The sequence below is a fragment of the Nocardia sp. NPDC004568 genome, from assembly GCF_040609955.1.
GTDB lineage: Bacteria > Actinomycetota > Actinomycetes > Mycobacteriales > Mycobacteriaceae > Nocardia.
The window spans coordinates 27195-40630 of sequence record NZ_JBEXLL010000046.1; the positions used below are offsets into that span (position 1 = coordinate 27195).

Below are 13436 nucleotides of genomic sequence, written 5' to 3' on the forward strand. Positions count from 1 at the left end.
CGGTTACCTTTCCGGCCGCGCGGCCGCGCCGCCGTCGAATTGCAGGGCAGGGCCGGAGAACTCTCCGGTCCCGCGGGCGATGATGCACTCTTCGGCGAAAGCCAGCACAGTGAGGTGGTAGGCCGGGGCGGTGCGGCCGAGGCTCATGTTGTGACCGGTGTTGGGCACGAGGTTCACCACGACCCGCGGCGATCGGGTGAACAGGCCGCCCACCGCGACCATCTCCGCGGGGTCGTTGCGCCAGACCCGTTCGTATTCACCCAGGCTGTATCGCACCGGCACACCGATGGCGGGGGCCAGACCGAGGAATTCCCGCGCGGCCCAGTCGTGCAGCGTCCGAGATTCCAGATGCGAGCCCTGCGCGGAGACGGTGCCGCCACCCAGAACGTCGTCGGGGTAGAGGCGGGACGGCTCCCAGATCAGCCGCCCCACCCCGCGTGGCCGTCGGCCGGCCACCCGGTCGGCGCCCCAGAGCAGGTCGTGGGCGGCCTGCTGGTGGCGGCGCCCGGTGCCGGCGAGTTCGAGTCCGAGCAGGTCGGCGCCGCGTCCGTCGGCCGCCATCCGGACCGCGAGTTCGCAGCCCGCCGAATGCGCGAGCAGAAAGACGCCGGCACCGCGGGGTAGGCCGGCCAGAAGCGCGTCGACAGCGCCGTAGACGAGGTCCACCCGGCGCTGCGGCGGGTCCAGGCGCCGCGCGTGCGGAGCCGAACTGCGGAACCCGGGACGGTCCAGCGCGAGCACGGTGTAGCCGAGCCGCTGCCCGGTGCGCAGCAGCGAGTACTCCGGATGCCCGGGGCAGTCGAAATACCGGGAATCCACGGCGCCGCCGTGCAGGGCGACCACGACCGCCCGCGGGTCGGGTGCCTCGGCCAGCAGTCCGGATACCGGAATCCCGTCGACTCCGGGCACTTCGGCGACCACCGGCAGCGGGCCGGTGGATTCGGCCGGGGTCAGCTCGGACCCGGTCAGCGTCACCGCGCGCCCCGGGGCATCAGGATTCGCTCCGCAGCAGCACGGCACCGCCCGGGGTGAGGCCCCCGCTGGACACCACCGCCACCTTCGCGTCGGGCACCTGCCGGTCCCCGGCGGCACCGCGCAACTGGACGATCGCCTCGTGCATCAGCCCCATCCCGTGGGTGCGGCCGTGCGAGAGCTGGCCGCCGTGGGTGTTCAGCGGCAGGATGCCGTCGCGGGCGATGTTCCTCCCACCCTCCAGGAAATCCTTGGCCTCCCCGATCTTGCAGAAGCCCAGCGCTTCGATCCAGGACAGGCAGTTGATGGTGAACCCGTCGTACAGCTCGGCGACATCCACATCGTCGGGTCGTAGCTCGGTGCGGGTCCACAGATGGGCGGCGGGCCCGAGGACCTGCGGTTCGTGCGTCAGCGTGCTCTGATCCCATTCGATTCGTTCGACGATCTGGGTGCCGACCGCCTCGACTCGGATGGTGGGTACGGGCAGATCAGCGGCGGCCTCCCGGGCCGAGACGATCACCGCGACGGCGCCGTCGCAGGGGACATCGCAGTCGTAGAGTCCGAACGGTGTGGTGATCGGCCGCGCGTTCAGATAGTCGTCCATCGTCATCGGGTCGCGGTAGACCGCGCTCGGGTTCAGCGCGGCGTTCGCGCGCTGGTTCAGCGCGATCCAGCCGAGGGTTTCGCGGGTGGTGCCGTAGTCGTGGAAATGCCGCTGCGCCTTCTGCGCCAGCGTATGCGCGGCGGAAGTGGAACCGAACGGATGCATCCAGCTCGCGGTGCGGCCGCCGCCGGACGCGGGAATCATGCCCCGCTTCAGCAGCTCGTGGAACGTGGCCTCCCAGACCGTGCGGAAACACAGCACATGGGTGGCCAGACCCGCGTGCACCGCGAGCATGGCCGCGATCACCGACCCACCGGGCCCGAAGGTCTCTATTCCGCCGTTGTGCCAGGTGGGCCGGATACCGAGCGCGGACTCCAGCGCGGTGACCCCGCCCTCCCCGAAACCGCCGAGATTGCCGCCGCCCGGATACGACGACAGCCCGTCGATATCGTCGAGGCTCAGGCCCGCGTCGGCGATCGCCTGCTGGCAGGCGTCGACGGTGAGTTCCAGCGGTGGCCGCATGAGCCGCCGCCCGATCCGCGACATCCCGATTCCGGTGAGCGCGACACTGTCCTCGAACTTGTCGCGCGGTCGCCTCGTGGTGACGTGCTGGGCGAACTGATCGGCGGGTATCTCGTCGACCGGAAGCGGGGCCGGGCCGGGTCGGCGCGCGGCGGGCCGGAACAGCGGCAGCCACACATCGTCGTCCTGCTGGAACACCACCTCCAGCCGCATGCCCAGGGTCAGCTCGCCGGGATCACAGTCGACGATATTGGTGGTCAACCGGACCCGCGGATCGTCGTCCAGCGCCACCGTCGCCACCACGTACGGCGGTGGGAGACCCGGTAGGCCGAATCGGTGGTTGACGGTGAACGAGGCCAGTACCGCCGTGCCCGAGACGATCCGGGGCGCCAGCTCGCGGCTCCGGCAGTAGCGACAGATCGGCTGCGGCGGGTGGATCAGGGCCGCGCATGCCCGGCACTCCTGGATCCGGAGGTTCCCGTCGGCGCCCGATGTCCAGAAGAACTCGGTGTCCAGGGACAGCAGCGGTAGCGGCCGCCCCGATCGGGGTGCCGGTTCCTCGCCGGTCGTCGATGACATATCGCCTCCTCGTGGCGTCGGTGCCGGGGCCCGGTGCCGCCGGTAGCGACCTCGTCCGGTGTTCCGTCCCCCGGGCGGGCCGCGCGGCCGCCCGTCCGGGGCGGAATCGTGTGGTGCGGGGCCGCGTCAGATCCGCGCCGCGTCCTTGCGGACGGTCACCGGCTCGGCGAGCCGCTGTTCATCGCAGATGGTCTGCAGTTTCTCGAGTGTCTCGGTGAGCCCGGGTCCCAGCGGCGTCCCGGGGGTGAAGGTGGCCGGCAGGTGCCGCATCCCCTGGATCACCGCGATGGTCTCGTAGTGCACGGTTTCCTCCGGGATACACCGGAAGTCCGGTAGCCGATCCAGCACCGCGACCAGCATCCGCTTGTACACCGCGCGAGCCACATTGGATCCGATGCACCGGTGGATGCCCAATCCGAAACTGAAGTGCCGGTTGCCTTTACGGTCCAGCACGACCGTATCGGGCCGGTCGAACACGGCCGGGTCCCGATTGGCCATGGCCCAGGACAACCACAGTCGTTCGCCTTCGGCGAATCGTGTGCCGGCCAGTTCGACATCGGCGTTCACCGTGCGGCCGTCACCGGGCGCCGGGGTGAAGTAGCGCAGGAACTCCTCGGTGGCCGAATCCAGTAGCTGGTCCCGTTCCCGGCTGAGGGTTTCCCGGTCGCCCGGATGCTCGGACAACCATTCCAGCGAATGCGCGGTGAGTGCGGTGGTGGTGTCGAACCCGCCGCCGATCAGCAGCCCGAGCATGCCCAGGATCTCGATATCGGACAGGGGCTCCCCACCGAGCGTCGCCTCGGTCGCGAGGGCGTGGACGAGACCGGGCCGCGGATTCGCCCGGATCTCGGTGAGATTGGTGTAGAGGTCCAGGCCCATCTCCTGGTGCATCCGGTGTACCCGCTCGAACCCGGGGGACCCGGGAGGGGTGTACACCGTGGCGTGCGCGGGTTCGCTGTAGACCGCCCAATTGCGCAGCGGTACGCCCAGCATGGCCAAAGTCAGTACTGCGGGCACAATATTGGCCAGGTCGTCGACGAAATCGATACGGCCCGTCATTATCTTCTCGTCGAGCGCGGCACGGACCAGTTCGTCGACGAACGGTATCCACCGCTGCACCGCGGCGGGCGAGAGATACGGGTTGAGCACCGCCCGCAGTTCGCGGTGCTCCGGGTCGTCCATCTCGAGGATGCCGTTGCGAATGGCGGCCTGGTTGGTGGAGGGGATGGTGATGCCCTGATACCCGCGCCGCACACCGTCGACGTCACGGTCGTTGGAGACGTACGGGCACCGGGCGAGTTCGAAGACCTCCCGGTTGCCCGCGGCCACCCAGTAACCGTCGTGTCGGTCGGTCCAGGCGATCGGGCACTGCCGGTGCATATGCTCGGTGATCGACTGGAACGATTCCCGGTAGCCGGGGCCGTAGCGGTCGAAATCGAGCCGGGGATGCAGGCGGTCGGTGGATTCGGCGGCGGACATCGGTCCCCCCTTGTGCTATTCGGTGAGCGAGATGGCGCGCTCGGGGCACGAGTGCACGGCCTCGCGCACCCGGTCCTCTTGATCGTGGGCGACATTTTCGTCGACCGGTGAGGAATGCCCGTCGATTTCACTGAGTTCGAACGCTTTCGGCGCGATCATCGAGCACAGGGTGTGCCCCTGACAGCGTTCCTGATCGACATGAACCTTCACGGTTGTCACTTCCCTTCGGATGCGGTGGGCGGATACCCGGGGCTGTCAGGTGTTGCGTCCGCCGTTGACGCCGATGATCTGGCCGGTGATGTAGCCGGCCTCCTCGGAAATCAGGAAAGCGCAGGTGGCGGCGATGTCCTCGGGTTTGCCGACGCGCCGCACGGGGGTGCGCTGGATATGGTCCTCGACGGTGCCGCCGAGCAGCCGTCGTTCCTCGGAGCGGCGCAGCATGGGGGTGTCGATGAAACCCGGTGGCACCGCGTTCACCGTGATCCCCGACGGGCCCAGTTCCAGCGCAAGGGATTTCGTGAGTCCGTTGACCGCGGATTTCGACGAGACGTAATGGGACATGAACGGCTGGCCCGACTGCGCGCTCGACGAGGAAATGTTCACGATGCGGCCCCAACCGGCCTCGATCATATCCGGCAGGACCGCCTGGATGGTGTGGAAGACGCCGTGCAGGTTCACCTCGATGACGCGCTGCCATTCCGTGAAGTCGATGTTCTGGAACCGCTTGAATCCGTCGACTCCGGCCGCGTTCACCAGCACGGTGACGGGTCCCAGTTTTTCGCGTACGGCCGCCAGGGATTCGGCGATGCTGTCCGGATCGGTCACATCGGCCCGGTAGGCGAAATCGTCCTGCGCGGCCGCCTCGCGGTCCAGGGCGGCCACATGGAATCCGTCGCTGCGCAACCGCTGCGCGATGGCCAGTCCGATGCCCGAGGCGCCGCCGGTGACAACTGCGGTTTTCACGCCTGCCTCTCCTCTCCCGCGCCCACCGGCGCAAGAACATGCATTCCGAATAAGGAGAACCGTACTCTCGTGCGGTTCGGGTCCGCAAGATCGGCGAGAGCCGTGCGGGCGTGGCCGGTCCGCGGAGTGTTTCGGATTGCTCCAGCTCACCGAATCGCCAGCCGGACCACCCTTGCCAAATGTACTATTCTCTTCAAACGAGAATGCAATTTTCATAACTTTCGAGGAGGCGGGATGTCAACGCAGGAAGAGGCGGTGGCTGCCACCCAGCGGTTGCTCATCGACGGGCAGCTGGTCGAGACCGGGGCGACCCTGGCCTCGCTCAATCCCGCGAACGGGGAAGTGGTCGGCCACGCGCCCGAGGCCGGTGTCGCCGAGGTCGACGCCGCGGTGGCCGCCGCCCGCCGTGCGTTCGACACCACCGACTGGTCGACGAACCACGAATTCCGCGCGCGCTGCCTGGAACAGCTCTACCGGGCGCTGCAGGACAATGTGGAGGATCTGCGCGCCCTGATGATCGCCGAGGTCGGCGCGAGTTACATCCTCACCAAGGGCAATCAGCTCGAGACCCCGTTCGAGATCGTCAAGTACTACGCGGGGGTGCTGAGGGACTACACCTGGACCGAGGACCTCGGACCGGTCGAGATCCGCGGTGCGCACCATCAGCGCTGGGTGGAGAAGGAGGGCGCGGGCGTCGTCGCCGCCATCGCCGCCTACAACTATCCCTACCAGCTGGCCTTCGCCAAACTCGCGCCGGCGCTGGCCGCGGGCTGCACGGTGGTGCTCAAAGGTGCCCCCGACACCCCGCTCATCACCCTGGCACTGGGTGAGCTCATCGCCGAGCACACCGATATCCCGGCCGGGGTGGTGAACATCCTCGCGAGCTCCGATGTGGCTGTCGGGGAACGGATGACCACGCACCCCGACGTCGACGTCGTCTCGTTCACCGGCTCCACCCCGGTCGGCCGCAAGATCATGGCCGCCGCGAGTACCACTCTCAAGAAGGTCTTCCTCGAACTCGGCGGCAAATCCGCGGCCATCCTGCTCGACGACGCCGACTACAACCTGGGTGCCATGTTCGCCGCCTTCAGCATCTGCTCGCATGCCGGTCAGGGCTGTGCGATCACCACCCGGCTGCTGGTACCCCGCGCCGATCACGACAAGGTCGCCGAACTGGTCGCCGCCAATCTCGCCGACATCACCTACGGCGACCCGGCCGACCCGAAGAATTACATGGGCCCGCTGATCAGTGAACGCCAGCGCGACAAGGTGCACGGTCTGGTGGAGCGGGCGGTCGCCGCGGGCGCCACTCTGGTGGCCGGCGGCGAGAAGGTCGATCCGGGGTACTTCTACAAGCCGACGCTGCTGGCGAATGTCGACCCCGACAGCGAGATCGCGCAGGAGGAGGTGTTCGGGCCGGTGCTGGCACTGATCCCCTACGACGATATCGACGACGCCGTGCGGATCGCCAACAACTCCATCTACGGCCTGTCCGGCGGTGTCTTCGGCGCCGACGCGCAGCGGGCGCGGGCCGTGGCCCGCCGCATCCGCACCGGCACCTTCAGCATCAACGGCGGCAACTACTTCCACCCGGACGCGCCCTTCGGCGGCTACAAACAGTCCGGTGTCGGGCGGGAGATGGGTGTCGTGGGCATGGAGGAGTTCATGGAGAGCAAGACCATCGCCGAGGTGGTCCCGGCATGAGCGGGTCAGGCATGAGCGGGTCGGGCCCGGGGGCGGCCGCGCCCGGTGGGCACGGGAGCAAGCCGCTGGAGGGGATCACGGTTCTCGAGGTCGCGATGTACGGGTTCGTGCCCTCGGCGGGCGCGGTACTCGCCGACTGGGGGGCGAACGTGATCAAGGTCGAGCACGCGGTCACCGGCGATCCGCAGCGAGGCCTGCGTCAGATCGGCAAGTTCAAGGTGGAGGGCGATCCCAACCCGAATATCGAGCACGCCAACCGCGGGAAACGCAGTATCGGCGTGGATATGTCGAATCCGGCCGGCCGTGAGGTCATCCACGAGCTGGCGCGCCGGGCCGACGTGTTCCTCACCAGTTTCCTGCCCTCGGCGCGGACGAAGTTCGGCATCGACGTCGACCATATCCGCGCGGTGAACCCGAAGATCGTCTATGCCCGGGGCAGCGCGCTGGGCCCGCGTGGTCAGGAGTCCGATCGTGGCGGCTACGACATGACCGCATTCTGGTGCCGGGGCGGCGTGGCGGCCACCATCACCCCGGAGGGTACCGACGGGATGATCCAGCCGCCCGGTCCGGCGTTCGGCGACACCATTTCCGGGACGAATCTGGCCGGTGGCATCGCCGCGGCGTTGTTGATGCGGGAGCGTACCGGGGAGCCGTCCGTCGTGGATGTCTCGCTGCTGGGCAGCGGACTCTGGTCGCTGGGGCATACGGTCGCGCTGTCGGCGTTCCAGGGGGAACCCATGCTGGCGCCCCGGCCCGGAGCCCACGGCGCGATGGCGAATCCACTGTCGGGCCTCTATCGCACGGCCGACGACCGCTATCTCTCGTTCGTCATGTTGCAGCCCGGCAAGTTCTGGGCCGATGTCTGCCGGCACATCGACCGTCCGGAGTTGGCCGAGGATCCCCGCTTCGCCGACGCGGCGCAGATCGCCGCCAATACCGAGGCCGGGGTGGAGATCCTGCGCGAGGCCATCGCGCAGCGGACGCTGGCCGAGTGGACCAGGAAATTCGCGACGCTCGAGGGCCCCTGGGCTCCGGTCCAGGACTCGTACCAGGTGGGGCAGGACGATCAGGTCCGTTCCAACGAGTACATTCTCCCGGCCGGGGAGCTGGAACTGGTCTCCAGTCCGGTGCAATTCGATGTCACGGCGCCCGAGTTGCGTCCCGGGCCGGAGTTCGCCGCACAGACCGAGGAGGTCCTGCTCGAGCTCGGCTGGGACTGGGACCGGATCATCGAACTGAAGACCAGCGGCGCGGTGGCCTGACCGATAACACACGGCGGCGCCGGAACCGCGCGGGTTCCGGCGCCCCCGTCTGTCCGTTCAGCTGCTCTCGCAACCGATTCCGTTGCCGTCGCGGTCCAGGTCGTACTCGTCGGGTCCGATCACCCGTACCAGCCCGGTGTAGGCGGGCCCGTTGCCGCTGCCACCTTCGCAGTCGACATCACTGGTGATGGGCACGCAGGGGTCGTAGGAGGCGTGGCACCCGGCGGGTGCAGCATCGGCCGGGGCGGCTGCCATCAGGCCGAACGAGCCGGCGGCGAGGGCTGCGGTGCCCAGGATGGACAGGGTTTTCATCGAGGTTTCCTTCAGCGGGACGGGCGAGTCGCTGAAGTTTTGCACGGGCCCGGCCGGGCTGGCCCAGATTTAATGGAAAAGTGACCTATTAAAATAGTTACCGGATACTTACCGGAACGCAGGGCAACCGCGCTCTCGGGCGGGAATCCTCGCGTGGGCCCGGATGTTGTTCCGGGCGCATCCGCCCGCCCATCCCCGGAGGCTGCTCATGACCACACCGCGCGAGCACGAACTGATCGATCCCGCAACGGATTTCGGTGCCCATGTGGCCGAGCGGCTGGACCACGAGCAGATCATCTGGCTGACCACCGTGGGCCCCACCGGCGCCCCGCAGCCCAACCCGGTGTGGTTCCGCTGGGACGGGCGCAGCTTTCTGATATTCAGTCAGCCCGACCGCCCCAAGCTGCGCAATATCGCCCGTAACCCGCGGGTGGCGCTGCACTTCAACAGCACCGAGAGCGGGGGAGAAGTGGTGGTCTTCGGCGGTGCGGCCGAGCTCGAGCCTCCGGTCGACGCGGACGAGATCGCGGCCTACCTCGATAAGTACGAGTCGGGGCTGGCCGGGCTGTCCATGACCGGTGATCAGTTCCGCGCCGAGTACTCGGTGCCCCTCCGTGTGGTGCCCGATCGCTTGCGCGGCTTCTGACCCGGTCGGACCTCCGGGCCCGGCCGGTCCGGCCGCAATGCCGCCTACCGGTACCGGGAGGCGCCCGCCGGGGCACATCGGGTTCCGGGTGCGGTCTACGCGCTGAAGACCACGCTCTCGAACGCCGACTGCTGCTCCGGGGCCGAGGGGGCGCCTTCGCAATTCGGCCCGGGGAACGCGGCCACCCGCAAACCTTCGGTCCGCCGGATGCAGGGGTGCGGTCGAGACCGCCGGTCACCGCACTTCTCCCGGAGTGTCGCGGCGGTATCGGCGGGTATCGATGCCGCGCCGGGACCGCGCCACCCCGCAGGGGATCATCCCGGCCGTTCCGGATCCTCGGGCGGTAGATGGCGGAGGTAGTCGCCGAGCCGGCCCGCCGCCTGCAACATGGCCAGTCCCTGGGCGGTGAGCCGGCGCTGCCAGGCGGTGAGTGTGGTCGCCAGGGCGTCGGTGCCGCCGGCTGTCCGGACCTGTTCGACCACGACGGCGATACGGTTCAGCCCGTAACCTCCGCGCCGGAGCAGGTGGGCCAGTTCGGCGTCGCGGATATCGGGCGCGCGGTAGATCCGGTAACCGGTGCCCGGGTCGCGCTCGGGGGTGAGGATGCCCGCGGCTTCCCACGCGCGCAGGGTGGCCGGGGTGATGCGGAGGTGGTGTGCCAGCTCGCCCACGGTGCGGTCGGTAGTTGCCCGCGAACGGTCGGGGTCGTGCCCGGTGGGCAGCTGGGCGATGGCCCGCCGGACGGTCTCCAGTGTTTCGCGGTCCCGGAGCAGTTGCTGGTGGCCGCGATCGATGAGTTTCAGGGCGTGGTCCAGGTCGCCGGTGTGCAGTTCGGTCATGATCCGGCCGGCGAGCGCGTGCCCGTATGCCGCGACCAGGGCGAGAAAGGCGCGTAGGGCGGCCGAGTGGACCTCGGTGTAGATCCGGTAGCCGCTCGCTGTGCGTTCGGCGGCCGGAAGGTATCCGTCTCGTTCGTAGTTGCGCACCGCCTGGGTCGAGAGTCCGTGCTCGCGCGCGAGGTCGGCCGGTCGCAGGGTGATCATCGGTTTGAGACTTTACCGCCATACCATCGTGTGAATGCGTCGTAAGTGTCAACTGAGCCTTCAAAGATACGATCGAAGAAATGAACTTCGACATCGACACCTTCCTCACCACCTCCCCTGAGCTGCTGGCATTCGGCGAACCCACTCACCTGGAACCCGCCTTCGCCTGGACCCGCAACGAGCTGTTCGCCGAACTGGTCCGGCGCGGCTATCGCTCGATCGCCCTGGAAACCGACCGGGTGGCCGCGCTCGCCGTGAACGACTACGTCCAGCGAGGTACGGGCTCCCTCGACACGGTGGTGGACGAGGGTTTCTCGCACGGGTTCGGTGGTCTCGCCGCCAACCGGCAGCTGGTCGCCTGGATGCGGGAATACAACGAAGGGCGCAACGCCGCCGAGCAACTGTCGTTCCACGGCTTCGATATCTCCGCCGAGACGATGAGCGCGTACAGTCCGCGGTGCTACCTCGAATACGCCCGCGACTACCTCGGTCTCGACCTCGACCTGGCCGGCCTGCTCGGTGCGGACGAACGATGGCACCGTACGGAGGCGGTCATGGACCCGCAGGAGTCGATCGGTGCGACCGAGGCGGCCGGCGCGCTCCGAGTGCATGCCGACGATATGCTCACCGAGCTCTATCTGCGGGCGCCGGAGCTGATGGAGAAGACCTCACGGGCCGAGTGGTTCCGGGCCGAAACGCATCTCACCGCCGGACTCGGGTTGCTGCGGTACCACACACTGGCGGCCCGGCGCGTCGACCAGGCTGCCCGCTGGACCCGCATGTGCGCTGCCCGGGATGCGCTGATGGCGCAGAACCTCCTCGATATCCGCCGCTTCGAGGCCGACCGGGGCCCGACGCTGGTGTTCGCCCAGAACGCGCATCTGCAACGGAACCCGAGCCATATGACCATGGGACCCATGGAACTCGACTGGCACAGCGCCGGTGCCGTCGTGCACTCCCTGGTGGGCACGGACTACGCCCTGATCCTCGGCAGCCTGGGCCGCGACGAGACCTTCGATCTGCTCGAGCCCGGACCCGACACCTACGAGGGGTTCCTGCAGACCCGGATCCCGGACCGGGGCCTGATCACGCCCAGCGAGATACCCACCGCTCGCATCCGCGACGACCACACTGTGGCGCACGGCTACTTCCCACTCGACCGCGCCTCGATCGACGGCGCCGACGCGATCCTGCACATCCATGACGGCGCCGGCTACCGGGGGCCGGGGGAGGGTGATCCGCGACCGTGGGTGCCCGCGAACCCGGCGTGATCGACGGTCGGCGGGGCGGGGCCGGCCCGCGCCGCGGCCCCGCCCACCGGCGGCCGACGACCGGAACCGGGTGCGATCCGATGATCACGTCCGTGCGGGGCGAACCGAAATCGTGCCGCAGGAGTCCTGTCCCCCAGAGGATCTGTCGTAGGCGTCCGCCGCACTGCGGCGATGCCGCCGGGCGGCCGACGGTTCACCGTAGCCCGTGATGGGGTGAACGGCCGACCGCCTCCCGGACTGCGTGGCGTCCGGGAGGCGGTGTACCGGCGATCGCGGCGGGCTCATGAGGGAACGCCCGGCCCCGGCCGGGGCTCAGCTCGCGTGCTTGGCCGCGAAGCGCTCCGCGTACTCGGCGCGGGTCGTGGTCGAAAGGTCCACGTCGGTGGCCGCGGCGCGCAGCGCGCCGACCGTCGCCTGCTCCCGGGGGGTACGGGCGAACGGATCCCAGTTCAGGAAGCGGCAGGCGTTCTGCCAGGTGATCTTGTCGATATCCGAATCGTCGGCACCGGCACCCTCGAGCTCGGCGAGTACGAACTCGGGAGCGCCCGGCCACAGTGAATCCGAATGCGGGTAGTCGCATTCCCAGGCGATGTTGTCGATGCCGATCTCGTGCCGCAGTTTCAGCGAGGTGGGGTCGGTCACGTAGCAGGCGAGTACGTGCTCCCGGAACACCTCGCTGGGCATCTTACCGCCGAAATCGCGGCGCAGCCAGCGCTGATTGGTGTAGTGCCGGTCGGAACGGTCCAGGAAGAACGGGATCCAGCCCACCCCGCCCTCGGACAGGGCGACCTTGAGTTTCGGATAACTACGGAAGGCCGGACCCCACAGCAGATCCTGGGTGCCGATGAGCGAGATACTGGGCGCGAGGACCATCAGGTTGTCGATCGGCGCGTCCGGCGCCAGCTTGAGGACGCCGAAACCCTGGCCGATGTGCAGGTTCATGACGGTGTCGTTATTGCTGAGCGCCTGGAACACCGGACCCCAGTAGTCGATGTCGTGATAGCTGGGCAGGCCGTCGATATGCGGCAGCTCCGGCATGGTCACCGAATGGCAACCCTTGGCGGCGACGCGGTTGATCTCGTCGACGGCCAGCTGCGGCTCCCACAGCGGCAGGATGGCGATGGGAATGAAGCGATCGGGATAGGCGCCGGCCCACTCCTCGATATGCCAGTCGTTGTAGGCGGAGATCATCGCGACGGTGATCTCGTCCATCCCACCGCGGCTCAGATGTCCGGCGCTGAACCCGGTGAAGGTGGGGAAGCACATCGAGCCGAGGACGCCGTTGGCGTCCATATCGCGTACCCGGTCGTGGATATCGTAGACGGCGGGCCGCATCTCGGCGTATCCGGCGGGGTCGTAACCCCATTCCTCCGGTGGCCAGGAGACGACCGCGTTGAGGCCGGTGACACCGGTGGGCCGGTCCCGGTAGATCCAGCGATCGATTCCCGAGTCGTCGACGACGACCTTGGGAACGTATTCGGCGTACTTCTTCGGCACGTGGTTGTCGAACATATCGCGCGGCTCGACCACATGGTCGTCGATGCTCACCAGAATCATGTCGTCGATATTCACCGGACTCCTCGCTGTTCATGGTCGACGCTCGGGCACTCCGAGATGCGAGATTGTTAATCTGCCAATAAGAGAATGTCACTCTCGTTGAGGATAAACGATACACCTGGCTTCCGGATGGGTCGAGATCCGCGTAGTGCCGGCGGATCCTCGGTTCCAGGGCAGGGTGCTTTCCGCCGGGGCGACGTGGTGGGGGTATGCGGGAACGGCGGACCGCCGGGTGGGGCTGCCTTGCCGCGACCGGGCGACGAGAGCCTCTGCGTCCGGGCGGTGCCACCGAGTGGCGATCGTGCCCGGCCGGGATGTCGGACGCCGCGCCGGCCGCCGCCGGGCGCCGGGTGGCGGGCGCGAAGGCGTGGTGATCGAATCCTGATGCGCCGGTTACGGCGTCGATACCGCCGAGCCGTCGAAGTATCGACGTACCAGAAGAGTGAAGCAGCGATTGGGAATCATATCGTTTCAGCTCGCTGACTCGCACGGTACGCATACCACGGGGGAACCCTACTGATT

At 68.2% G+C, this 13436-nt stretch carries 12 protein-coding genes; 4 read left to right on the plus strand and 8 right to left on the minus strand.

Going from position 1 to position 13436, the window contains the following annotated elements; genetic code table 11:
- Positions 1-3: 3 nt before the first annotated feature.
- The 5 genes from ABZV91_RS20530 to ABZV91_RS20550 form a co-directional block, all read right to left on the minus strand.
- A complete protein-coding gene (locus ABZV91_RS20530; protein WP_355243902.1) occupies positions 4-975 on the minus strand; it encodes an alpha/beta hydrolase in 972 nt (323 codons plus the stop codon).
- Positions 976-991: 16 nt separating this feature from the next.
- Entirely contained in the window at positions 992-2677 is a 1686-nt protein-coding gene (locus tag ABZV91_RS20535) for an OB-fold domain-containing protein (protein WP_355243905.1), read from the minus strand.
- Positions 2678-2803: 126 nt separating this feature from the next.
- Positions 2804-4156: a cytochrome P450 gene (locus ABZV91_RS20540; RefSeq protein WP_355243908.1), complete on the minus strand. Its 1353-nt coding sequence runs from the start codon at positions 4154-4156 to the stop codon at positions 2804-2806.
- Between the two features lie 15 nt (positions 4157-4171).
- Entirely contained in the window at positions 4172-4366 is a 195-nt protein-coding gene (locus ABZV91_RS20545) for a ferredoxin (RefSeq protein WP_063130116.1), read from the minus strand.
- A 45-nt stretch (positions 4367-4411) separates the two neighbouring features.
- Complete coding sequence (locus ABZV91_RS20550; RefSeq protein ID WP_355243912.1) at positions 4412-5119, minus strand: SDR family NAD(P)-dependent oxidoreductase; 708 nt, start codon at positions 5117-5119, stop codon at positions 4412-4414.
- A gap of 234 nt (positions 5120-5353) precedes the next feature.
- Here ABZV91_RS20550 and ABZV91_RS20555 point away from each other — a divergent pair, with 234 nt between their 5' ends.
- Both ABZV91_RS20555 and ABZV91_RS20560 read left to right on the plus strand, forming a co-directional pair.
- A complete protein-coding gene (locus ABZV91_RS20555) occupies positions 5354-6823 on the plus strand; it encodes an aldehyde dehydrogenase family protein (protein WP_355243915.1) in 1470 nt (489 codons plus the stop codon).
- A gap of 11 nt (positions 6824-6834) precedes the next feature.
- Positions 6835-8085 carry a CoA transferase gene (locus tag ABZV91_RS20560; protein ID WP_355243967.1) on the plus strand — a complete coding sequence of 417 codons (1251 nt, stop codon included), beginning with the start codon at positions 6835-6837 and terminating at the stop codon, positions 8083-8085.
- Between the two features lie 57 nt (positions 8086-8142).
- On the opposite strand, the gene ABZV91_RS20565 is transcribed toward ABZV91_RS20560, so the two are convergent.
- Positions 8143-8397, minus strand: a complete 255-nt coding sequence (locus ABZV91_RS20565; protein WP_355243918.1) for a hypothetical protein — start codon at positions 8395-8397, stop codon at positions 8143-8145.
- Positions 8398-8605: 208 nt separating this feature from the next.
- Here ABZV91_RS20565 and ABZV91_RS20570 point away from each other — a divergent pair, with 208 nt between their 5' ends.
- Positions 8606-9043 (plus strand): TIGR03667 family PPOX class F420-dependent oxidoreductase, encoded by a 438-nt coding sequence (locus ABZV91_RS20570; RefSeq protein ID WP_355243920.1) that lies wholly within the window; start codon positions 8606-8608, stop codon positions 9041-9043.
- A gap of 314 nt (positions 9044-9357) precedes the next feature.
- On the opposite strand, the gene ABZV91_RS20575 is transcribed toward ABZV91_RS20570, so the two are convergent.
- Entirely contained in the window at positions 9358-10086 is a 729-nt protein-coding gene (locus ABZV91_RS20575) for a TioE family transcriptional regulator (RefSeq protein ID WP_355243922.1), read from the minus strand.
- Between the two features lie 80 nt (positions 10087-10166).
- Between ABZV91_RS20575 and ABZV91_RS20580 the strand changes: the two genes are divergently transcribed.
- Positions 10167-11357, plus strand: coding sequence for an erythromycin esterase family protein (locus ABZV91_RS20580; RefSeq protein WP_355243925.1), 1191 nt, complete (start codon positions 10167-10169; stop codon positions 11355-11357).
- A 312-nt stretch (positions 11358-11669) separates the two neighbouring features.
- Here the strand turns inward: ABZV91_RS20580 and ABZV91_RS20585 are convergent, their stop codons facing one another.
- Positions 11670-12929, minus strand: a complete 1260-nt coding sequence (locus ABZV91_RS20585) for an amidohydrolase family protein (protein ID WP_355243927.1) — start codon at positions 12927-12929, stop codon at positions 11670-11672.
- Between the last annotated feature and the right edge of the window lie 507 nt (positions 12930-13436).